The 20,045-nt window shown below is 60.3% G+C and carries 21 protein-coding genes; 11 read left to right on the top strand and 10 right to left on the bottom strand.

Going from position 1 to position 20,045, the window contains the following annotated elements; genetic code table 11:
- Nucleotides 1-7: 7 nt before the first annotated feature.
- Nucleotides 8-1,912 carry a DNA primase gene (gene dnaG, locus ACZ5TB_RS05265; RefSeq protein ID WP_464792268.1) on the bottom strand — a complete coding sequence of 635 codons (1,905 nt, stop codon included), beginning with the start codon at nucleotides 1,910-1,912 and terminating at the stop codon, nucleotides 8-10.
- A gap of 12 nt (nucleotides 1,913-1,924) precedes the next feature.
- A complete protein-coding gene (locus tag ACZ5TB_RS05260; RefSeq protein WP_464792267.1) occupies nucleotides 1,925-2,377 on the bottom strand; it encodes a GatB/YqeY domain-containing protein in 453 nt (150 codons plus the stop codon).
- Nucleotides 2,378-2,532: 155 nt separating this feature from the next.
- Here ACZ5TB_RS05260 and carA point away from each other — a divergent pair, with 155 nt between their 5' ends.
- From carA to ACZ5TB_RS05230, 6 genes are all read left to right on the top strand, one after another.
- A complete protein-coding gene (gene carA / locus ACZ5TB_RS05255; protein ID WP_464792266.1) occupies nucleotides 2,533-3,696 on the top strand; it encodes a glutamine-hydrolyzing carbamoyl-phosphate synthase small subunit in 1,164 nt (387 codons plus the stop codon).
- Nucleotides 3,693-4,058: a ribonuclease E inhibitor RraB gene (locus tag ACZ5TB_RS05250; protein WP_464792265.1), complete on the top strand. Its 366-nt coding sequence runs from the start codon at nucleotides 3,693-3,695 to the stop codon at nucleotides 4,056-4,058. The genes carA and ACZ5TB_RS05250 overlap by 4 nt, the downstream gene beginning before the upstream one ends.
- Entirely contained in the window at nucleotides 4,058-4,573 is a 516-nt protein-coding gene (locus ACZ5TB_RS05245; RefSeq protein ID WP_464792264.1) for a hypothetical protein, read from the top strand. The genes ACZ5TB_RS05250 and ACZ5TB_RS05245 overlap by 1 nt, the downstream gene beginning before the upstream one ends.
- Nucleotides 4,574-4,585: 12 nt before the next feature.
- Entirely contained in the window at nucleotides 4,586-7,921 is a 3,336-nt protein-coding gene (gene carB / locus ACZ5TB_RS05240) for a carbamoyl-phosphate synthase large subunit (RefSeq protein ID WP_464792263.1), read from the top strand.
- Between the two features lie 80 nt (nucleotides 7,922-8,001).
- Entirely contained in the window at nucleotides 8,002-8,478 is a 477-nt protein-coding gene (gene greA, locus ACZ5TB_RS05235; protein ID WP_449472156.1) for a transcription elongation factor GreA, read from the top strand.
- A 25-nt stretch (nucleotides 8,479-8,503) separates the two neighbouring features.
- Nucleotides 8,504-9,145 (top strand): rhomboid family intramembrane serine protease, encoded by a 642-nt coding sequence (locus tag ACZ5TB_RS05230; protein WP_464792262.1) that lies wholly within the window; start codon nucleotides 8,504-8,506, stop codon nucleotides 9,143-9,145.
- A gap of 4 nt (nucleotides 9,146-9,149) precedes the next feature.
- Here the strand turns inward: ACZ5TB_RS05230 and ACZ5TB_RS05225 are convergent, their stop codons facing one another.
- The 5 genes from ACZ5TB_RS05225 to ACZ5TB_RS05205 form a co-directional block, all read right to left on the bottom strand.
- The gene (locus ACZ5TB_RS05225; protein ID WP_464792261.1) at nucleotides 9,150-9,371 is read right to left on the bottom strand and encodes a DUF4170 domain-containing protein; all 222 of its coding nucleotides are present in this window, start codon (nucleotides 9,369-9,371) and stop codon (nucleotides 9,150-9,152) included.
- 102 nt (nucleotides 9,372-9,473) lie between these two features.
- Complete coding sequence (locus tag ACZ5TB_RS05220; protein ID WP_464792260.1) at nucleotides 9,474-10,061, bottom strand: hypothetical protein; 588 nt, start codon at nucleotides 10,059-10,061, stop codon at nucleotides 9,474-9,476.
- Nucleotides 10,054-10,377 carry a hypothetical protein gene (locus ACZ5TB_RS05215; RefSeq protein ID WP_464792259.1) on the bottom strand — a complete coding sequence of 108 codons (324 nt, stop codon included), beginning with the start codon at nucleotides 10,375-10,377 and terminating at the stop codon, nucleotides 10,054-10,056. Before ACZ5TB_RS05215 ends, ACZ5TB_RS05220 begins: the two co-directional genes overlap by 8 nt.
- On the bottom strand, nucleotides 10,374-10,751 hold the full coding sequence (locus tag ACZ5TB_RS05210) for a phage holin family protein (RefSeq protein ID WP_464792258.1): 378 nt from the start codon (nucleotides 10,749-10,751) through the stop codon (nucleotides 10,374-10,376). Before ACZ5TB_RS05210 ends, ACZ5TB_RS05215 begins: the two co-directional genes overlap by 4 nt.
- Nucleotides 10,752-10,804: 53 nt before the next feature.
- Nucleotides 10,805-11,419 (bottom strand): hypothetical protein, encoded by a 615-nt coding sequence (locus ACZ5TB_RS05205; RefSeq protein ID WP_464792257.1) that lies wholly within the window; start codon nucleotides 11,417-11,419, stop codon nucleotides 10,805-10,807.
- A 210-nt stretch (nucleotides 11,420-11,629) separates the two neighbouring features.
- Between ACZ5TB_RS05205 and eno the strand changes: the two genes are divergently transcribed.
- From eno to ACZ5TB_RS05185, 4 genes are all read left to right on the top strand, one after another.
- A complete protein-coding gene (eno, locus tag ACZ5TB_RS05200) occupies nucleotides 11,630-12,904 on the top strand; it encodes a phosphopyruvate hydratase (RefSeq protein WP_464792256.1) in 1,275 nt (424 codons plus the stop codon).
- Nucleotides 12,905-12,979: 75 nt separating this feature from the next.
- On the top strand, nucleotides 12,980-13,291 hold the full coding sequence (locus tag ACZ5TB_RS05195; RefSeq protein ID WP_464792255.1) for an FtsB family cell division protein: 312 nt from the start codon (nucleotides 12,980-12,982) through the stop codon (nucleotides 13,289-13,291).
- 110 nt (nucleotides 13,292-13,401) lie between these two features.
- The gene (pdhA, locus tag ACZ5TB_RS05190) at nucleotides 13,402-14,475 is read left to right on the top strand and encodes a pyruvate dehydrogenase (acetyl-transferring) E1 component subunit alpha (RefSeq protein WP_464792254.1); all 1,074 of its coding nucleotides are present in this window, start codon (nucleotides 13,402-13,404) and stop codon (nucleotides 14,473-14,475) included.
- Complete coding sequence (locus tag ACZ5TB_RS05185) at nucleotides 14,475-15,857, top strand: pyruvate dehydrogenase complex E1 component subunit beta (protein WP_464792253.1); 1,383 nt, start codon at nucleotides 14,475-14,477, stop codon at nucleotides 15,855-15,857. Before pdhA ends, ACZ5TB_RS05185 begins: the two co-directional genes overlap by 1 nt.
- A gap of 68 nt (nucleotides 15,858-15,925) precedes the next feature.
- Here the strand turns inward: ACZ5TB_RS05185 and ACZ5TB_RS05180 are convergent, their stop codons facing one another.
- From ACZ5TB_RS05180 to ACZ5TB_RS05170, 3 genes are read right to left on the bottom strand one after another with little or no spacing between them, the layout of a single operon-like run.
- Nucleotides 15,926-16,588, bottom strand: coding sequence for a TadE/TadG family type IV pilus assembly protein (locus ACZ5TB_RS05180; RefSeq protein ID WP_464792252.1), 663 nt, complete (start codon nucleotides 16,586-16,588; stop codon nucleotides 15,926-15,928).
- Complete coding sequence (locus ACZ5TB_RS05175; protein WP_464792251.1) at nucleotides 16,585-17,190, bottom strand: TadE/TadG family type IV pilus assembly protein; 606 nt, start codon at nucleotides 17,188-17,190, stop codon at nucleotides 16,585-16,587. Before ACZ5TB_RS05175 ends, ACZ5TB_RS05180 begins: the two co-directional genes overlap by 4 nt.
- Nucleotides 17,190-19,256 carry a Tad domain-containing protein gene (locus ACZ5TB_RS05170; protein WP_464792250.1) on the bottom strand — a complete coding sequence of 689 codons (2,067 nt, stop codon included), beginning with the start codon at nucleotides 19,254-19,256 and terminating at the stop codon, nucleotides 17,190-17,192. The genes ACZ5TB_RS05175 and ACZ5TB_RS05170 overlap by 1 nt, the downstream gene beginning before the upstream one ends.
- A gap of 253 nt (nucleotides 19,257-19,509) precedes the next feature.
- Here ACZ5TB_RS05170 and ACZ5TB_RS05165 point away from each other — a divergent pair, with 253 nt between their 5' ends.
- Nucleotides 19,510-20,034, top strand: coding sequence for a hypothetical protein (locus tag ACZ5TB_RS05165; RefSeq protein ID WP_464792249.1), 525 nt, complete (start codon nucleotides 19,510-19,512; stop codon nucleotides 20,032-20,034).
- Nucleotides 20,035-20,045 lie beyond the last annotated feature (11 nt).

Raw genomic sequence — 20,045 nt, 5'->3', positions numbered from 1 at the left:
CGATCTATCAAACAATATCTTCGGACTGCGCCAGTTCCGCCAGGCGCTGGTCATGATCCATTTTTAACCGCTGGATCCGCTGCTGCTCGGCAAAGGTTTCCTCGTTAAGGTCTTCCCTCGCCCGCCTCGTCGCCTCCGCCAGCGCCGTCTCCAACTCCGGTCCTTGTGCCATCACCCGGATAGCCTCCTCCAGATCGCGCTGAACGCGACCGGGATCGGTCTTCATCCTGCTGGGGGTGAATGTGAACGTGTCGGCCCGGAGCATCCCCTTCGCCATATTATACACTTCACCTTGGCCCAATATGGTAAGGAGGCCCTCTGTTTCAACTGTTTCTTGTCGGAACGATGCGGCAATCATCGCGCGCATCAGTTCGGCCAGCGCCGAATCGCCGATATGCAGCGCCGAAAGCATTTCCCGGTGCATCATTATCTGCTCGGGATGCCGCAACAAACTCGCCAGAACCGCGCGCAGCAGCCGCTGCTCCATGCCGCTGACGCCGATCGCCCGCGCCTCGTTCCCGACGGGGGGCAGGGGAGGCTTCCAGTTCCCGCGCCGGTCGCGCTGCCACCCTTGCCGAGTCCCGCTCCCGCGCTGATGCCGGGGGGCGTTCGCCTGCGTCTGCCGCGCAAAAAACAGCGCATCATAACGCTCACGGAAAATCTGCACATAATGCGCCCGCACATCGGGATGCGCGATGGCGTCGGTAATCGTGCGCAGCCGCTGCTTCAGCGCCGCCCGCTGCTCGGGCGTATCCAATGGCGCGGCCTTCTGCTCATAAGCCCACAGCCGCTCCACCAACGGTTCCGCCGCATCCAGCACCCGCTCCATCGCGCCCGGCCCCTCTGCCCGGATCAGATCGTCCGGGTCCTGCCCCGCAGGCAGCGTCGCAAAGGCCAAACTCATCCCCGGTCGCAGCAGCGGCAGCGCCCGCATAGCCGCCCGGATCGCCGCCTTCTGCCCCGCCGCATCGCCATCGAAGCACAGCAGCGGCACATCCACCATCTTCCACAGCCGCTCGATCTGATGCTCCGTCAGCGCGGTGCCCAGCGGCGCCACCGCCTCGCCAAAGCCCGCCTGCGCCAGCGCGATCACGTCCATATAGCCTTCGACCACGATCACCCGCCCGCTCTGGCGGCTCGCTGGGGAGGCGCGATCGATATTGTAGAGCGTCCGCCCCTTGTCGAAGAGCGGCGTGTCGGGCGAGTTCAGATATTTAGGCTCGCCAGCCCCCAGAATACGCCCGCCAAAGGCAATCACCCGCCCGCGAATATCCCGGATCGGCAGCATCAGCCGTCCCCGGAACCGATCATAGCTCTCGCGTTTCTTACTTTTTCCGCCGTCCGGCTCGGTGCCATCCGGATCGATCAGTAACCCCGCCTCGATCAGCATCGGCTCGCCAAATTCGTTCAGCGCACCCTTCAGCTTTCCCTTCGAATCCGCCGAATAGCCAAAACCAAAAGCCCGCCGCGTCGCGTCACTAATCCCGCGCCGGACAAGATAATCCCGCGCCTCCGCCCCCTCGATCCCGCCAAGCTGTGCCTCGAACAAAGCCTGCGCCGCCGCCATGACGTCATGCAGACCCTTCGCCTGCTCGGCCCGCTTGGCCGCCCGTGGATCGGGCGCAGGCACATCCATGCCCGCCGTCGCCGCCAACTCCTTCACCGCCTCCATGAAGGGCAGCCCGCGTTGATCCGTCATCCACCGGATCGCGTCCCCATGCGCCCCACAGCCGAAGCAGTGATAGAAGCCCTTCTCATCATTGATGGTGAAGCTAGGCGTCTTCTCATTATGAAAAGGGCAGCACGCCTTATACTCGCGCCCCGCCTTCTGCACCTTCACCGTCCGCCCGATCAGCGTCGACAGCGAAGTCCGCATGCGCAGTTCATCAAGAAAGGCAGGGGAGAGGCTCATTGCCTCTAAATGTCAGCTAAGCGCCGCCTTCACCAGCCCACTAGCCTTGCTCATGTCAATCACCGACCCATGCCGTTCCTTCAGCACGGCCATGACCTTCCCCATATCCTTGACGCTCGCAGCACCAACCTCCGCCTTGATTCCCTCGATCGCAGCCCGCGTCTCATCCTCGCTCAGCTGTTGCGGCAGAAAGCTCCCGATCACGCCCAGCTCGGCCTCTTCCTTCGCCGCCAGCTCTTCGCGCCCGCCATTGCGAAACATCTCGATCGATTCGCGCCGCTGCTTCACCATCTTCTGCAGCACCTCGACAACGATCGTATCGTCATCCGGCACGCTCGACGCCGTGCGCAGTTCGATATCCCGATCCTTCAGCTTCGCCAGGATCAAACGCACCGCGGCCAGGCGTTCCTTGTCCCCCGCCTTCATGGCTTCGACCTGGGCGCTCTTAACCTGCTCGCGAATCATGGCGATACGAATCCTGTTCTGCCGGAAAAGACCAGATATAACGCCTAAAGAGATTTTTTACAGTGGTTGACCGCACGGCCTCACAGGCATAGGTGACCGGCCGTTTAACCCGCTGCAGACGGGTTCCCGCAAAAAGCATAAAGGACGCTACGACCATGGCTGATGCCAAGACCCTCACCGTGCCCAAAGGAGCGACAGGGGTATTGGTTTTCGCCGATGGCAGCGCGGTGTTCGGCCGTGGCTTTGGTGCAGTGGGCGAAGCGGTCGGCGAACTCTGCTTCAACACCGCCATGACCGGCTATCAGGAAGTGATGACCGACCCCAGCTATGCGGGGCAGATCGTCACCTTCACCTTCCCCCATATCGGCAATGTCGGCACCAACCTGGACGATGTCGAAGCGGACAACCCCTTCGCGCTTGGCTGCGTCGTGCGGCAGGACGTGACGGAGCCCAGCAACTTCCGCAACGTCGAACCCTTCGACCAATGGATGCGCGAAAATGGCCGCATCGGCCTGTCGGGCGTAGACACCCGCGCGCTCACCCGCATGATCCGCCTCAAGGGCGCGCCCAACGTCGTCATCACCCATAACCCGGAAGGCAATTTCGACCTCGCCGCCCTCGCGAAAAAGGCCGCCAACTGGCCCGGCCTCGAAGGCATGGACCTCGCCATCGAAGTCACCGCCAAGGAAAGCCGCCTCTGGAAAGACGGCGTGTGGAAGCTCGGCCACGGCTACGGCAAGGATGAAGCGGGGCAGGAACGCCCCCATGTCGTCGCCATCGACTATGGCGCAAAGAACAACATCTTCCGCAACCTCGTAAAGGCGGGCGCCCGCGTCACCGTCCTCCCCGCCACCGCCACCTTCGAACAGGTGATGGAGCAGAAGCCCGACGGCGTCTTCCTCTCCAACGGCCCCGGCGATCCGGCCGCGACTGGCGAATATGCCGTGCCCGTTATCAAGCAGGTATTGGAAGCCGACAAGCCCGTCTTCGGCATTTGCCTCGGCCACCAGATGCTGGCGCTTGCCGCCGGTGCCAAGACCGTAAAGATGCACCAGGGGCATCGCGGCGCCAACCACCCGGTCAAGCGCCTGTCGGACGGTCTGGTGGAAATCACCTCCATGAACCACGGCTTCGCGGTCGACAGCGACACGCTGCCCGCCAATGTGAAGCCGACCCATGTGTCGCTCTTCGACGGCAGCAATTGCGGCATCGAACTGACCGACAAGAGGGCTTTCTCGGTCCAGTATCACCCCGAAGCCTCCCCCGGCCCGCAGGACAGCTTCTACCTGTTCCAGCGCTTCGTTGAGGGGCTTAAGTGAGCCTCAACCTGCCCCCGGTTGACGAAGCCCGCCTTGCGCAGGAGTGGGAGGCGGACAAGGAAGTCCTCGCCAATCTCGCCGCCAATGGCGACGTGGCGCGTCTGGCGCGCCCGGTCGATGTCAGCTTCAAGGGCAGCGAAAAGGATTTCGAACGCGTCCTGACCATCGCCAGCCAGTTCGGCTTCGTCGAGCTGGACCGCGAAGAGGATGAGGATGGCGATCTGTACCTGTTCCTTGAGTGCGAGCAGCCGGTCGATGAACAGTCGATCCGCGCCCTGACGAAGAAATGCCTCCAGATCGAAATCCTCTGCGGCGTCGAATATGACGGCTGGGGCTGCGAAGCTCGAGGGGGCGTGCATTGATGGTTGGATTCCATAAAGCGCGGCTTGTGGTGTTCGCTTCGGCCTTAAGCGTTAATCTCATTCTGAGCGCTGCCTGTTTGGCGCAATCAGTTTCTGAATGCGAAAAGCGCACCGAGGGAGTCTATAAAATTGGTGGTGAGAGCAAATACTACGTGGGAGCTGCTTTTTCCTCTCCTTTGACGGGATCGGAAAAGGCGGTGGCAGACTTTTACAAAAAGGCCTTCAATCGCGCACGTTATTGGTCGATTACAACATGTGGTTCTTACGTTAATGCGTCTGAAGTTGCGCGCCTTCCTAACTTTCAACCGCCGGCTTGCGACAAGGACTGGGGCACTGATCGCGTCATATTTTTGAGGTCGGCTGTTATTCAGTCGCGAGCTCAGTTCGATCAGTTGGTGCGCCAAACGTGCAAGCTGGAAGCGCCGGTTTTCAAGATGGCAAAGTTCGGGCTGATACCCGTTAATCCTCAACCCGAAATAATGTTCGGGCCTCCCCCCTCAAAGTCTAACAAATAACAGAAGGCCGACATGCCCAAACGCACCGACATCTCCTCCATCCTCATCATCGGCGCTGGCCCGATCATCATCGGTCAGGCTTGCGAGTTCGACTATTCGGGCACGCAGGCGGTGAAGGCGCTCAAGGAAGAGGGCTATCGCATCATCCTGGTGAATTCCAACCCGGCCACCATCATGACCGACCCGGAATTCGCCGACGCGACCTATGTCGAGCCGATCACGCCCGAAATCGTGGCGAAGATCATCGAGAAGGAACGCCCCGACGCGGTGCTGCCGACAATGGGCGGCCAGACCGCGCTCAACACCGCGCTCGCGCTCTTCAACGATGGCACGCTGGAAAAGTTCGGCGTCCAGATGATCGGCGCGGATGCCGAAGCCATCGACAAGGCGGAGGATCGGATCAAGTTCCGCGACGCCATGGACAAGATTGGGCTGGAATCGGCCCGCTCGCGCATCGCCCACACGATGGAAGAGGCGATGGAGGCGCTGGAGTTCACCGGCCTGCCCGCGATCATCCGCCCCAGCTTCACAATGGGCGGCACCGGCGGCGGCATCGCCTATAATCGCGACGAGTTCATGAACATCGTGCGCGGCGGGCTGGATGCCTCGCCCACCACCGAAGTCCTGATCGAGGAATCGCTCCTCGGCTGGAAGGAATATGAGATGGAGGTCGTCCGCGACCGCAACGACAACGCCATCATCATCTGCTCGATCGAAAATATCGATCCGATGGGCGTCCATACCGGCGACTCCATCACCGTGGCGCCAGCGCTGACGCTGACCGACAAGGAATATCAGATCATGCGCAACGCGAGCATCGCGGTGCTGCGTGAAATCGGCGTGGAAACAGGCGGTTCCAACGTACAGTTCGCGGTCAATCCGAAGGACGGCCGCCTGATCGTCATCGAAATGAACCCGCGCGTCTCGCGTTCGTCAGCGCTGGCGTCGAAGGCAACCGGCTTCCCGATCGCCAAGGTCGCCGCGAAGCTCGCCGTCGGCTACACGCTGGACGAGATCGAGAATGACATCACCGGCGCGACCCCGGCTAGCTTCGAGCCGACCATCGACTATGTCGTGACCAAGATCCCGCGCTTCGCCTTCGAAAAGTTCAAGGGGTCAGAACCGCTGCTCGGCACCGCTATGAAGTCGGTGGGCGAGGTGATGGCGATCGGCCGCAACATCCATGAATCGATGCAGAAGGCGCTGCGTGGCCTTGAAACCGGCCTCTGCGGCTTCAATGAGGTCCAGCATCTGGTCGGCGCGCCCAAGGACGACATTGTCGCGGCGCTTGCCTCACCGACGCCCGACCGCCTGCTCGTCGCCGCGCAAGCCCTGCGCGAAGGGCTGACCGTCGCCGAAATCCACAATATCGCCAAGTTCGATCCCTGGTTCCTGGAGCGGATCAAGGAAATCATCGACGCGGAAGCCGAAGTGCTGGCGAATGGCCTGCCACAGGACGCGGACGGCATGCGCCGTCTGAAGGCCATGGGCTTTTCCGACCAGCGCCTCGCCCATCTGGCGCTCAAGTCCGCCAATCTGCGCGGCATGGAACGCGGCATCGCACGCGGCTCGGGCCTGATCCATGAAGCGGTCAAGGCGATGACCGGCGGTGTCACCGAAGCCGAAGTACGCAGTCTGCGCCACAAGCTAGGCGTGCGCCCCGTCTTCAAGCGCATCGACACCTGCGCCGCAGAGTTCGAGGCGAAGACGCCCTATATGTACTCCACCTATGAAGCGCCGATCTTCGGCGAGGCGGAGAATGAGGCGCAGCCCAGCGACCGCAAGAAGGTCGTGATCCTTGGCGGCGGTCCCAACCGGATCGGGCAGGGGATCGAGTTCGACTATTGCTGCGTCCACGCCTGTTTCGCGCTGTCGGACGCGGGCTTTGAGACGATCATGATCAACTGCAACCCGGAAACGGTTTCGACCGATTATGACACCTCCGACCGCCTCTATTTCGAGCCGCTGACCGCTGAGGACGTGCTCGAAATCCTGAGCGTCGAAATGTCGAACGGCACGCTTGCGGGCGTCATCGTCCAATTCGGTGGCCAGACCCCGCTCAAGCTCGCGCAGGCGCTGGAGGATGCGGGCGTACCCATCCTCGGCACCTCGCCCGACGCGATCGACCTTGCCGAAGACCGCGAACGGTTCGCGGCGCTCATCGACAAACTCAAGCTCAAGCAGCCCGCCAACGGCATCGCCCGCAGCCGCGAGGAGGCGATCGCGGTCGCCAACCGCATCGGCTACCCGGTCCTGATGCGACCGTCCTATGTCCTTGGCGGCCGCGCCATGGAGATCGTCGATGGCCAGGCGCAGCTTGAGGAATATATCGCCACAGCCGTTCAGGTGTCCGGCGACTCCCCGGTGCTGATCGACCAATATCTGCGCGACGCGACCGAGGTGGACGTCGACGCGCTCTGCGACGGCGAAGACGTGGTGGTCGCGGGCGTCCTCCAGCATATCGAGGAAGCAGGCGTCCATTCCGGCGATAGCGCCTGCTCGCTGCCGCCCTACAGCCTGTCGGATGAGGTGATCGCGGAGATCGACCGTCAGACCGACGTTTTGGCCCGTGCGCTTTCGGTGCGCGGCCTGATGAACATCCAGTTCGCGGTCAAGGACGGGGTCGTTTACCTGATTGAGGTAAACCCGCGCGCCAGCCGCACCGTCCCCTTTGTGGCCAAGGCCATCGGCTCACCCGTCGCGAAGATCGCCGCGCGCGTCATGGCGGGCGAGAAGCTGAAGGACCTGCCGAAAATTGACCGCCACGCGATTTCGCACGTTGCAGTCAAGGAAGCGGTTTTCCCCTTCGCCCGTTTCCCCGGCGTCGATCCGGTCCTCTCGCCCGAAATGAAAAGCACCGGCGAAGTCATGGGCATCGACAGCGATTTTGCGACCGCCTTCGCCAAAGCGCAGATCGGCGCCGGCACCGTTCTCCCCAAGAGTGGCACCGCCTTCGTATCCGTCAAGGACAGCGACAAGCCTGTTATCCTGCCTGCGGTACAGAAGCTGGCAGGGCTGGGCTTCACCATCGTCGCGACCGGCGGCACCGCCCGCTATCTGGAAGAGAAGGGCATCGCGGTCCAGTCGGTGAACAAGGTCGCCGAAGGCCGTCCGCACATCGTGGACAAGATCACCGATGGTGATGTCGATCTGATCTTCAACACCACCGAAGGCTGGCAGTCGCTAAAGGACAGCAAGGCGATCCGCACCAGCGCGCTGCGTGCCAAGGTGGCCAGCTTCACCACGGCGGCAGCATCAGTCGCTGCGGCTGACGCGATTGAAGCTCTTCAAGGCCATGCCCTTGAAGTGCGGTCGCTCCAGTCCTATTATCCCCTGTCGCAAGCCTGATCCCCTGCACAAGGAAGCACGCTGCGGGTGGCTCCGAGTTGGAGCCGCCAAAGGGAAGTTTTGACGAAGGATTTGCAATAATGGCGACCGTCGAAAAGATGCCGATGCTGCAAATGGGCTATGACAAGCTCAATACGCAGCTCCGCGAATTGAAGGCCGAACGGCCTTTGATCGTGGACGCCATCGAGGAAGCTCGTGCCCACGGCGACTTGTCCGAAAATGCGGAATATCACGCGGCTAAGGAACGGCAGGGACAGGTTGAAGCCACCATCGCCGACCTCGAGGACAAGCTCTCACGCGCCCAGATCATCGACCCCAAATCACTGTCGGGTGACAAGGTCGTGTTCGGTGCGACCGTTACCTTGCTGGATGAAGATGAAAAGCCGGTTCGCTACCAGATCGTGGGGCAGGCCGAAGCCGACGCGAAGCTTGGCATGATCAGCTACAATAGCCCATTGGGACGCGCCCTTATCAGCCGTCAGGTCGGGGAAGAAATTGAGGTGTCGGTTCCGGCAGGCGACAAATTCTACCTGATCGACAAGATCGAATTCATCTAAACCGGTGAAACTGCCATCGGGCCGTATGACAAATGGGATCGCGGTGATCACTTTCGCCGCCTTTCTAATATTGTCTCTGACTGGCCAGGTGGACACCGCCGCCATCCTAGGTGGCTTTATTCCGGCCAGGATTGACGATCCTCAGCTTTTTGCAGGCGTAGTTGCTGTGCCTGTGTGGCTGACACCACTCAGTTGCACGCTGATCCATGCGGGTTGGCTACACATTGGTTTCAACCTGTTGATGCTGGTCTTTTGCGGGCGGCAGGTAGAGCAGGTGCTGCAAATGCGTGCGGTTCTGATCCTCTATATCGCCGGTGCCTATGGCGCGGCTTTATTGCAATGGGTGGCAGGACCCGCTTCGCCTAGCCCCATGGTTGGCGCGAGTGGCGCCATATCGGCCGTTCTCGCGACCTATGCTCTACTCTATGGCCAGCGTGCGGTACGGCGGATCGGCCCGTTTTCCGCCAACTTTCTGCGCGTGATCTGGCTGGCCGCTGGCTGGATCATCCTTCAGCTCATGATCGGCGTCGCGTCGTCGCGTGGCGGCTTTGGCGATCTTGGTCAAATCGCCATAGCCGCTCACATCGGGGGCTTCCTTGTAGGCTTGGTGCTGACCCGGCCCTTGCTGCTCTGGCGATTTCGCAAAGGACCCCGGCCAATCGTGTGATTGTTCAGGCTGGTGGCAAATCCGGCTCCAGCAGGCGATGCAGATGAACGATCACATAACGCATTTCGGCGTCATCAACAGTTCGCTGTGCTGCACCTCGCCATGCATTCTCAGCGGATGCATAGTCAGGAAAGACGCCGACCACATTGATTGAGTTCAAATCTTCAAATTCCAGCGTCTGAGGATTTTTGACGCGCCCGCCCATAACTAGGTGGAGTTTGCTCATAATATAATCTGTCTCCCTTAGAAGGAGCGGTCACCTTAGCAACGGCTCCACTCCTGTCCAAGGCTTCGTCACAAAAGCTACAGCTTTCGAACGTTCCGGCGGTCAGCGTTTCGGCAATCGGGCCTTGAGCGCCTCGCTAACAGTGTCGATTTTGCTGGCGACAAGCGACACCAGGTCGTCGGCCATGCGCGAGGCGGTTCCGGTGATATCGGCGGAGGCAGCGGCATCGCGAGCGGAAGCGGCAGTCTTGGTGGCGCTATCTTGCGCATGGTGCAGGGCGTCAGTTGCTCCAGCCTTGATATTCTCCGCGCCTTGGGCGGCGGCCGCGCTCGCTGCCAAAGCCGCTTCCACGACACGGCTGCCCGCCGTAACGGCAATAGCGGGAAGAGCCTTCATCGCCCTGCGGCTCTTGGGGAACAGCCAAGCCACGACGGCTCCAGCAGCTACTGCGCCAGCGACAGCGGCGACAGGGTGTTCCTGAACGATCTCATTGGCCCGAGCCGCAACCCGCTGAGTGCGATCACGCACATCGCTATAGGCGTCACCCGCGCGCTCGCGGCCGGTCTGGATCAGCTCAGCGGCATTTTCCCGAGCCTTCTCTGTAGAATCCCGGAACTTGCCTGTGGCAGTTCCGGCAATGTCGTTCGCTGCGTCGCGCACGCGAGTGATCTGGGCATGAATATCAGCCATGGTCAGTCTCCGCTCTTTCCGGGTTACGGTTAGTAATCCGAACGTATGTCCGTTTGAAAAGTGCCGAAATCGGGTTTCGGAAAAGATAGATCAGCAGAGCCGCTCCTGTCGCTCCAACGGCAATCGGCTGCTCATGAACCTTGGTCGACACATAGGTGCGACCATTGGTGATCCCTCTTGCCGCCTTCTCCTTGAGGTCCTGCTTCAGCCGTCCCGGCGCTATGCGAGCCTTCGCCGCCGACAGACTGGATAGAAACCGAGCCTTCCGCTGCTCCGCATCAATCGCGGCTTGCCGATATTTTTCGGTTCCATTCATGCCTTGATGGCCCTCCGCATGCGCGAGATCCTGGCCTTTGCGAGTAACAGCAATATGGCAGCGATGAGCAAAGCCACGCCGAACACCGCCAGCGCTGACCAGCCTGCTCCCAGATGGGGGCTAAGCGCCATTACGAGTCCCACCAGAAATGCGACCAGACCCGCGAAGCTGAGCAGGAAGCCAATAGTCGCGAAGATCGCAGCATCTCGAACACCGGCACCAGCTATGCCGACGCGCAGCTTCTGCCGCTCAATCTCCGCATCGGCGTAGGCCCGTCCGTCCGTATACAGCTTGGCGAACGTCGCGCGGACGCCGTCCTCCTGCTCATGCCCGGCTTCGGGGGGCTCTGCGATCAGGCTAGGTTCGTCGGTCAAAAACCCCTCCGCCCCAGCGTCGGGGCATTTGCGTGATGGATGGTACGTCGGGCTCAAGCCTTGTCGTCTGAACCCTTGGCCAACCGCATCAGGACGAAGCCGACCACCGCTGCCGCGCCGATTGCCACAGCAGGGCTTTTGCGCACGAAATCGCGCGCTTCGGTCATCAGTTGATCGACGTCCTTGCTGTCCAACGTGTCGGCAGCTCCCGCCACGGCTTCGGCCGCCTGCCGCGCATAGTCGCCATATTGCGGACCCAGCTTCGCATCGACAGTTCCCGCCGTGTCCGTGATCAGCTTGGCAAGGCTTTGCATCGCGGTGCCGGTCTTGTCCTTGGCAACGACCGCTGCGGACATGGCGGTCTTCGTTGCCTGATCCTTCAACGGATCGATATGCGTCTTCCAGTCAACGGTGTTGAATTTGTCAGCTGCCGTCCGAGCGGCCTTTTCCGCCTGTGCTTTCAGCGGTGCGATCTGTGCTGCCCAGCCATGTGACGCGGCGCCGTTACCTGACTTAGTGGTCGGTGCTGGCCGTATCGCCGCTGTCTTGGCCGGAGCGGGCGCGGCGGGGGTCGCTTCGCGGGTCGCAACGGGCTTGCCCTTGGCGGGCTTTGCTGGTGTGGCCTTCTTGGTGCGCTTGACGGGCGGGGTTTCCGGGGTGTCGGCCATCGTCCTATGTCTCCTCAGATTTTGTGGGGTCGCGATGCGGGCGAATGGATATCCGTCCTCAATGCTCGCGGCGGGCCACAGTTCCGTTGCCGTTACTAATTTGAGCATCGGCATTTTTCGAGTCCATGCAAGCCCTGCATTGCTAATCCTGAAGGCGCTGTCTAAGCGGGGCGCGATTTCAAGGCGCATTGCAGCATTCAGGGAGCGACCATGACCGCCATTCTCGATATCCACGCTCGTCAGATTCTTGATAGCCGGGGCAATCCCACTGTCGAAGTCGATGTCATGCTGGAAGATGGCAGCTTTGGTCGCGCGGCGGTTCCCTCCGGTGCATCGACGGGCGCCTATGAGGCGGTCGAAAAGCGGGACGGGGACAAGAGCAAATATCTCGGCAAGGGCGTGCTGGCAGCAGTGGCGGCCGTCAATGATGAGATTGCCGAACAGTTGATCGGCCTTGATGCGGAAGATCAGGCAGAGGTCGATGCGGCGATGATCGCGCTCGACGGTACTGAAAATAAGGGGCGCCTGGGCGCGAACGCCATTCTGGGTGTCAGCTTGGCCACAGCGAAGGCCGCCGCTGATGCTCGGGGCTTGCCGCTCTACCGCTATGTTGGCGGCGTTTCGGCTCATGTCCTCCCCGTGCCGATGATGAACATCATCAACGGCGGCGAACATGCCGACAACCCGATCGACTTCCAGGAGTTCATGATCATGCCCGTCGGCGCGGAAAGCATCGCCGACGCGGTTCGCATTGGTGCGGAAATTTTCCACACGCTCAAGAAGGGGCTTCATGACAAGGGCCTCGCCACTTCGGTGGGTGACGAAGGCGGCTTTGCACCCAACATCGCCTCCACGCGTGACGCGCTCGACTTCATCATGCTTTCTGTTGAAAAGGCAGGGTACAAGCCCGGCGATGATGTGGTGCTGGCGCTGGACTGCGCCGCGACGGAGTTCTTCAAGAGCGGCAAATATGAAATCTCCGGCGAGGGCTTGTCGCTGAACCCGGTCGAAATGGCCGATTATCTGGCGGCGCTCTGTGCGGACTATCCGATCAAGTCGATCGAAGACGGCATGAGCGAGGATGATTTCGAAGGTTGGAAGGCGCTGACCGACAAGATCGGCGGCAAGGTGCAGCTGGTTGGCGACGATTTGTTCGTCACCAATCCCAAGCGTCTGGAGATGGGAATCGGCAAGGGGCTTGCCAACTCGCTGCTGGTGAAGGTGAACCAGATCGGTTCTCTCACGGAAACGTTGGCGGCAGTCAATATGGCTCACCGCGCGCGCTATACCGCTGTCATGTCCCACCGCTCGGGCGAAACAGAGGACGCGACCATCGCCGACCTCGCGGTGGCGACCAATTGCGGTCAGATCAAGACAGGATCGCTGGCGCGGTCGGATCGGCTTGCCAAATATAATCAGCTGATCCGTATCGAAGAGGAACTGGGTGACGTCGCAGTTTACGCTGGCCGATCCATCTTCCGCTAAATTCATTTCAACAACCGGCCGCAAGTTAACCAGTTTTTGCTTGCGGCCGGCTCCGGCCTGTGATTCAACTGTTCCATGGCGCACATCGCGAAGCTCCGCATGTTGTTATTTTCGGCCTTCGGGCCTGCTATTGCGGTTCTGCTGTTGCTGTTCTTCGCCGGATATGTCGTGCTTGGTTCAAACGGCGTTCTCGCGTGGGGGGATTATACTCGCCAGCTACACCGTTCGCAGGCCGAACTTAAGTCGGTTGAAGCGCAACGGAATGAGCTTCGCAATCGCGTAGACCTGCTCAATCCGCGCCGCGTCGACCCCGACTTGAGCGACGAATTGATCCGTCGGCAACTCGGCGTGGTCCACCACGACGAAGTAATCGTCCCGCTCAACTGAGCCACAACGTCGCATGGCGTTATTAGGCGGGCTGTGGCGTTGCAATCCGGGCCGGTCTGTCGCTATATCGGGCTTCCTTCCATCCATCACCAGGCAAAAGGATAAGAGCCTTGGCGAAACCAACGACGCCGCGTCCTTCGCGTGCAAAGGCAAAGGCGCAAAGTCCTGCCAGCGCGGATCACAACCGGCCTCGCCCCGAAACTCCTTCGGATTACAAGGCCACGAAGGAAGAATTGCTGGAATTCTATCGGCAGATGGTCCTCATCCGCCGCTTCGAGGAAAAGGCGGGCCAGCTCTACGGTCTCGGCCTGATCGGCGGCTTTTGTCACCTCTATATCGGCCAGGAAGCTGTAGCCGTCGGCATCCAATCCGCGCTCAAGCCTGGCAAAGACAGCGTTATCACCGGCTATCGCGACCATGGCCACATGCTCGCCTATGGCATCGACCCCAATGTGATCATGGCGGAACTGACGGGCCGTGAAGCTGGCATTTCGCGTGGCAAGGGCGGTTCGATGCACATGTTCAGCGTCGAACATAAATTTTTCGGCGGACATGGCATCGTTGGCGCTCAGGTCTCGCTGGGTGCGGGCCTCGGATTTGCGCACAAATATAATGGTGATGGCGGCGTCTGCGTTGCCTATTTCGGCGACGGCGCTGCCAACCAGGGGCAGGTCTACGAAAGCTTCAACATGGCCGAGCTATGGAAGCTGCCGATCATCTTCGTGATCGAGAACAACCAGTACGCCATGGGCACGAGCGTCAATCGCTCCTCGGCGGAAGATCAGCTGTTCCGTCGCGGTGAAAGCTTCCGTATTCCCGGTATCCAGGTCAATGGCATGGATGTGCTTGCGGTTCGCGGCGCGACCGAGGAAGCACTTAAGTGGGTGCAGGGAGGTAACGGCCCGATCCTGCTGGAGATGAAGACGTACCGCTATCGCGGCCACTCCATGTCCGACCCTGCCAAGTATCGATCCCGTGAGGAAGTGCAGGCGATGCGGGACAAGTCGGACCCGATCGAGGGCGTAAAAAAATATCTGACCGACGCCGGTGTGAGTGAAGACGAACTCAAGAAGATCGATCAGGACATTCGCAAGATCGTGAGCGACGCGGCGGACTTCGCCGAAACGTCGCCGGAACCGGAGATGTCCGAACTTTATACCGACGTGCTGGTGGAGCAATATTAATGGGTATCGAAATCAAGATGCCGGCGCTCTCTCCCACGATGGAGGAAGGCACGCTGGCCAAATGGCTTGTGAAGGAAGGCGACGAAGTCCGTTCCGGTGACATTCTTGCCGAAATCGAAACGGACAAGGCAACGATGGAATTTGAGGCGGTCGACGAAGGAAAGATCGGCGCGATCGTCATTCCTGAAGGCACCGAGGGCGTGAAGGTGGGCACTGTCATCGCCACGATGGCGGGCGAGGGCGGTGAGGTTTCTGCTCCCAAGGCTGAAGCGAGTACGCCCCCGGCAAAAGCCGAAGCTGCTCCCGAAGCACCGAAGAAGGCGGAGAGCGGTACAGCCAAGCTTGCCTCGGAAGCGAAGGCCAGTGTTGCCGACCCCGCTCTTCCTGAAGGCACCGAATATGTGAAGACCACGGTTCGCGAAGCACTGCGCGATGCGATGGCCGAAGAAATGCGCCGCGATGAGCGCGTTTTCGTGATGGGCGAAGAAGTCGCCGAATATCAGGGCGCCTATAAGGTCACTCAGGGCCTGCTCGACGAATTTGGCGACCGACGGGTTATCGATACCCCGATCACCGAATATGGCTTTGCAGGCATTGGCGCTGGCGCGGCGATGGGCGGTCTGCGCCCCGTGGTCGAGTTCATGACGTTCAACTTCGCCATGCAGGCGATCGACCACATTATCAACTCGGCGGCCAAAACCAATTACATGTCCGGTGGGCAGATGCGCTGTCCGATCGTGTTTCGCGGTCCTAATGGCGCCGCGAGCCGCGTGGGCGCCCAGCATAGCCAGAATTATGGTCCCTGGTATGCGGCTGTCCCTGGCCTGATCGTCATCGCTCCTTATGATGCTGCCGACGCCAAGGGCTTGTTGAAAGCGGCGATCCGGTCACAAGATCCGGTGGTCTTCCTTGAAAATGAGCTTGTCTACGGCCGCAGCTTCGATGTGCCCAAGGTCGATGATTATGTTCTGCCGATCGGCAAGGCCCGCATCATGCGCGCGGGCAAGGACGTGACGTTGGTCAGCTACTCAATCGGCGTGGGCATCGCCTTGGAAGCTGCCGAACAACTGGCGGCAGAAGGCGTCGATGCCGAAGTGATCGACCTGCGCACCCTGCGCCCGCTCGATACGGCCACGGTGCTGGCCAGCCTGAAGAAGACCAACCGTCTGGTCGTGGTCGAGGAAGGCTGGCCGGTTTGTTCGATCGCCTCCGAAATCGCGGCAGTGGTGATGGAGCAGGGCTTCGACGACCTCGACGCGCCGGTGCTGCGCGTGACAAATGAAGACGTGCCGCTGCCCTACGCCGCGAACCTCGAAAAGGCCGCGCTCATCGACGCGGCTCGGGTTGTCGCTGCGGTTAAGAAGGTGTGTTATCGCGCCTGACACCATGCGCGGAGGCCCTGGGCGGGAGACAACTCGTCCAGGGCCTCCGCTGCAAGTTCGAAAAAGTCTCAGCTCGCCGAAAAGGTTGAGCAACTGGCCACGGGCGCGTTTTCGCTATTGTAGATGCCATTTGTGCCGCCCGCATAGTCGCGATTGTCGCGCACGGTCATGGCCGCGATTTCCCGTATTTCGGACAATGGCTGGAAGCGCGTACCGATCAGCGGCTGATAGGTGTAGCTGATCTCGACGAACATCACGGCGCCGTCGGATGGCGGGGACACATTGTAGGGATTGTTGGAGACGACGTTCCGCTCCGTCGCGCTCGCTGTGAAATAGCTTGAGGAGACGAAGTTTTTCAGCCCCTTGCAGCGTTGCCACTTGACGAGATAGGTGTTGGCTGCCGCACCAGGCTGAAGGCTCGACAGGATAATGCGCCCGTTCGTGAGCAGGCCAAGCTTGGCCGCTTGGAGATTAGCCCCGGTGAAAAGTTCGTTGATCTGCTTCTCACTGATGGTCTTGTTCGACAAGACCGTACCGGCGCCGATCCGCGAGGCGTTGTCCGCGATCTGCAAGGCGAGTTGGCTGACCCGCATCTTGGTGGTGGTAAAATTGGTGAGTTCCGCCGCCGACATCATGACGAGAACGACGAAAGGCAGGGCGAGGGCGAACTCGACCATGGCAACGCCGCTACGATCATAACGCAGGCAACCGATGTGGGTAAGGAAGGTCATGGGCAATTCCTCACGATCACGGTCGCCTGGTCACCATAGGGCTGGTTCACCAGAGCCGTCGAGGCGCCTAGCGCTACCTTGTCCGGCAAGCCGACCACGTGCATGAAGGGGAAAAGGCGCGGATAGACCACCTGCGCTGAATAGACGACGGTGTCCTGCGCGCCGCCCTGGCCGCCTCGCCCGCTGTCAATGTCCCAGCTGCCGCTGTTATTATTGTCCTGATAGGGTTCGCCAGCGCCACAGGCGCCATTGCCGTCCGTGTCGGTGAAGGGCTCTTTCGCGGGCGTGGCTGCCTTGGTGTAATCGCGAAAATTGGTCCGGGTGATCGTCACGGTCGCATTTTTGGCGAGCCGCTGGACCTGATCGGTGACGGCGGCATCGATCGTCCCTTGCACACTGCTCTGTGTGCCGGTCTCCAGACTCGCGTCGCGCGCTGCTTTCTGCATCGCACCCTGTAGGACGGACCGCATGTAGAGCGTATGCCCTAGGTCGAGCATGCCCATCAGCAAAACGATCAGCACCGGCGCGATCAGGCCGAATTCGACGATCGTGTTTCCCCGTTCCGAACGGGCGATCCCTTGGAGGGCAAGGCGCGCCGACATCAGTTGGTCAACCTTAGTTGCGAGATCTCATTGGCGATCGACTTGAACTTGTCGATCAACTGGGTGCTGTTCGTGGCGTTGTAGAAGCGGCCCGAGCTGGCGCAGGTGTTGAGGCGCGTATAGTCATCGCTGCCGACGGCGCCGTAATAGATGACCCACAGCGTGATGTTCTTGTTTTTGATCGCCTTGCACAGGGCGGCGAGGCGAGCATCGATCGTCGCCTTGAGTACGCTATCGCTGGTCGATGCGGCTTGCCGTCGGTCCCACCAGGGGAGACCGTACGCCAGGAGATTGGTGTTGGAGGCGACCGATGCGCCGTCCGTCATGAAGATCATGTGTCTTTCGATCGTGCCGCCATTTGCCGTCAACGCATTTTCGCTTGCGAACAGCCCGGTCGGGGACATCAGTCGCGTGCCCCAGATCAAACCGATATCATGATATGTGTTGCCGCTTGGAGACAGGGCGTCAACGTAAGTTTTAAAATCGGAAACTTCCCCCGATGCTTTGTAGCTTTGGAGCTTTCGGGCGGGCCGGGGGCAGGTGTAGCTGTAGTTGCGGGGCATGTCATTGACGCCGTAGGTGGTCCACCAGGACGAGTACCACGTCCCCGTTATCGTGATGTCGCTTGTGGTCTTGTTAAGCGATGAGTCCACGCGCCCCCAAACCGCGCCGGGCAGTACCGGCTTCCATTGCGTTTGGGGATCAGGGGTCGGGATCATATCAATATCCATGTCCCAAGCCGCGCTTGGAATTGGATCATAGTCGTTCGATGGATCGCCGTCGGTATTCTGCCATGCCTGTCGTTCCTCGATGCAGCCGTCCCACGTCACAGAGGTCCCCGTGCCATTGTCCCCGACAGGCAGTGTCACGCTACTGTTCCAGCTGCTACCGCCAGCTTTCAGCCCGCGCACGTCAAGTGCCTTTTGCTTGTATATCCACCCACTGAACACAGTTGATGTCGATGTTGTCGTTGTATCAGTGCGGGTATAATATCTTGTAAACGTTGCGTCTTTTTCCTTGTATCTGGTCCGGCAACGGCCGTTGCCGCTACTCCAGTCCCTCATTTCGTAGTCGCGGTATTCGCCGTCTTGAGTGGTCGACCAAGTATAGGTGGTTGTATTGCCGGATGTGCTGGACTGGACGTTTTGTGGATCGCTTTCACTTCCGGTCCAGAGATATCCATCGGCGGGCACCGCAGCCAGACAGTTAGCCTCCGACGAAGTGGTCTGGTTAGGGAGATTCACCCAATTGCTCCAGTTGCCGGAAACGGTCTGGTTGGAGCTGGTTACGATCGGCGTGCCGGGCGTGGTAACGTTCTGCGGAGTGAACTGGGCTTCGCGCGTCTGATAGCTTGGATAATCCTCCATCCACTCATTCTTGAGCAGCTTGCCCACGTTTGCATTGGTCGCATAGGGCACGAAGCCGAACCGAAGCTGGACGGTCGGGCTATTGCCGCCACTGGGCGTGCTGCCGCAATCGACATTATCGATGTCGATCTTCGCCAGCGCCTCATAGAAGCATTTGACCGCCTTCTTGAGGCCGTCGATCTTCTTTACGGAATCTCCGGGAGTGGGATCGTCCATCGACCCGGTCGTATCGAGTACGAACATCACATCGGTGTTGGGGATGCGCATTTCAGAATCGCAGTTCACATAGACCGTCTTTGACGTGTATCCGAAAACCTTCATGATGGTCATGGGCACCGGAGCCGACGCGGTGCCGGTCACGTTGCCGCCGCTCTCGGAAAAGCTGCGCGTGCGCAAGCCCGTGCCATAGCTGCCGGGCGTGAAGTTGGCGTCGAACAGTTGTTCGGCGACGCTGTTGGCCTTGTTGTTGTTGGCGTTCCAGGCGCCGGCACCCATCTGCTTTCGCCCGGCAAGCGCACCGGCGTCGCAGGCCTGCTGCAACCGCGCCTTGGTGAGGTAAAGGCGGCTCATATCGACACCGCCTCCCACCAAGCCTAGCAGCGGAAGGAGGGCCGCCGCCACAATCATCAGCGTGTTGCCCGCCTGATTATGATAAAGCCGCATCAAAATGAACAGCGCGCGCTTGATCCTGTCGGTCATATTTGCTCTCACCCGTGCTCATCCGCCCCGGCCCAGCCACGGCGGCGCACTGCCTGAAAATATGCAGTTAGAAGGACCAATATTCGGGGAATGATTAAAATTTCGACAATCTATAGCGGACGATATATGCGCAATGATTGATCAGACGGAAGATCGACCCTCGATACTAGGCGCTTTACTTTGCGCCTACGCGGGTGGCGACATTTCGCGCCACCGCTTACTATGGACGTTGGATGTGCGTCTTGGTCGTGTCGTGGCTACCACGACAGAACCGATGATCTGTCAGTTGCGGCTCGCATGGTGGCAGGAAGCGTTGACCGATGCAGTGGGCATGAAGGGCAGGGGTGATCCGCTGGTCGATGCGTTGCGCGCGGCTGGCGAAGCTCCACCGGCAGGCCTGACAGCATGGCTTGATGGCTGGGAAGCGCTCATCGCCGACGATGATCTGGATGCTTATGCGATCGGAAGAGGAGGAGGACTGTTCCAATCGCTCGCGGGCGAAGCAGAAGTCCCGGATTGGCTGATCCAGGCAGGGGCCGCATGGGCACTGTGGGATTTTTCAGGTCATGTCAGCAGTCCTAATCTCGCCGCCAAGGCCATCGATCTTGCCCGGCACAAGCTTTTTTCATGCGATCCGGTCTGGCCCGTATCATGGCGGCCAATGCGGATTGCCTATGGCTTGGCGCAAGGGGACATCAGGCGGGGGAAGGCCGCTCCTAACCGGTTGACTCCCGGCCTATATTTTCGGCTATTGCGCGTCGCGTTTAGTGCGCGTTGAGGGGGAATTTC

The sequence above is a fragment of the Sphingobium sp. TomTYG74 genome (genome assembly GCF_055393875.1).
The sequence above is the reverse complement of the archived record's forward strand: the minus strand, read 5'-3'. Positions and strand labels throughout refer to the sequence as shown.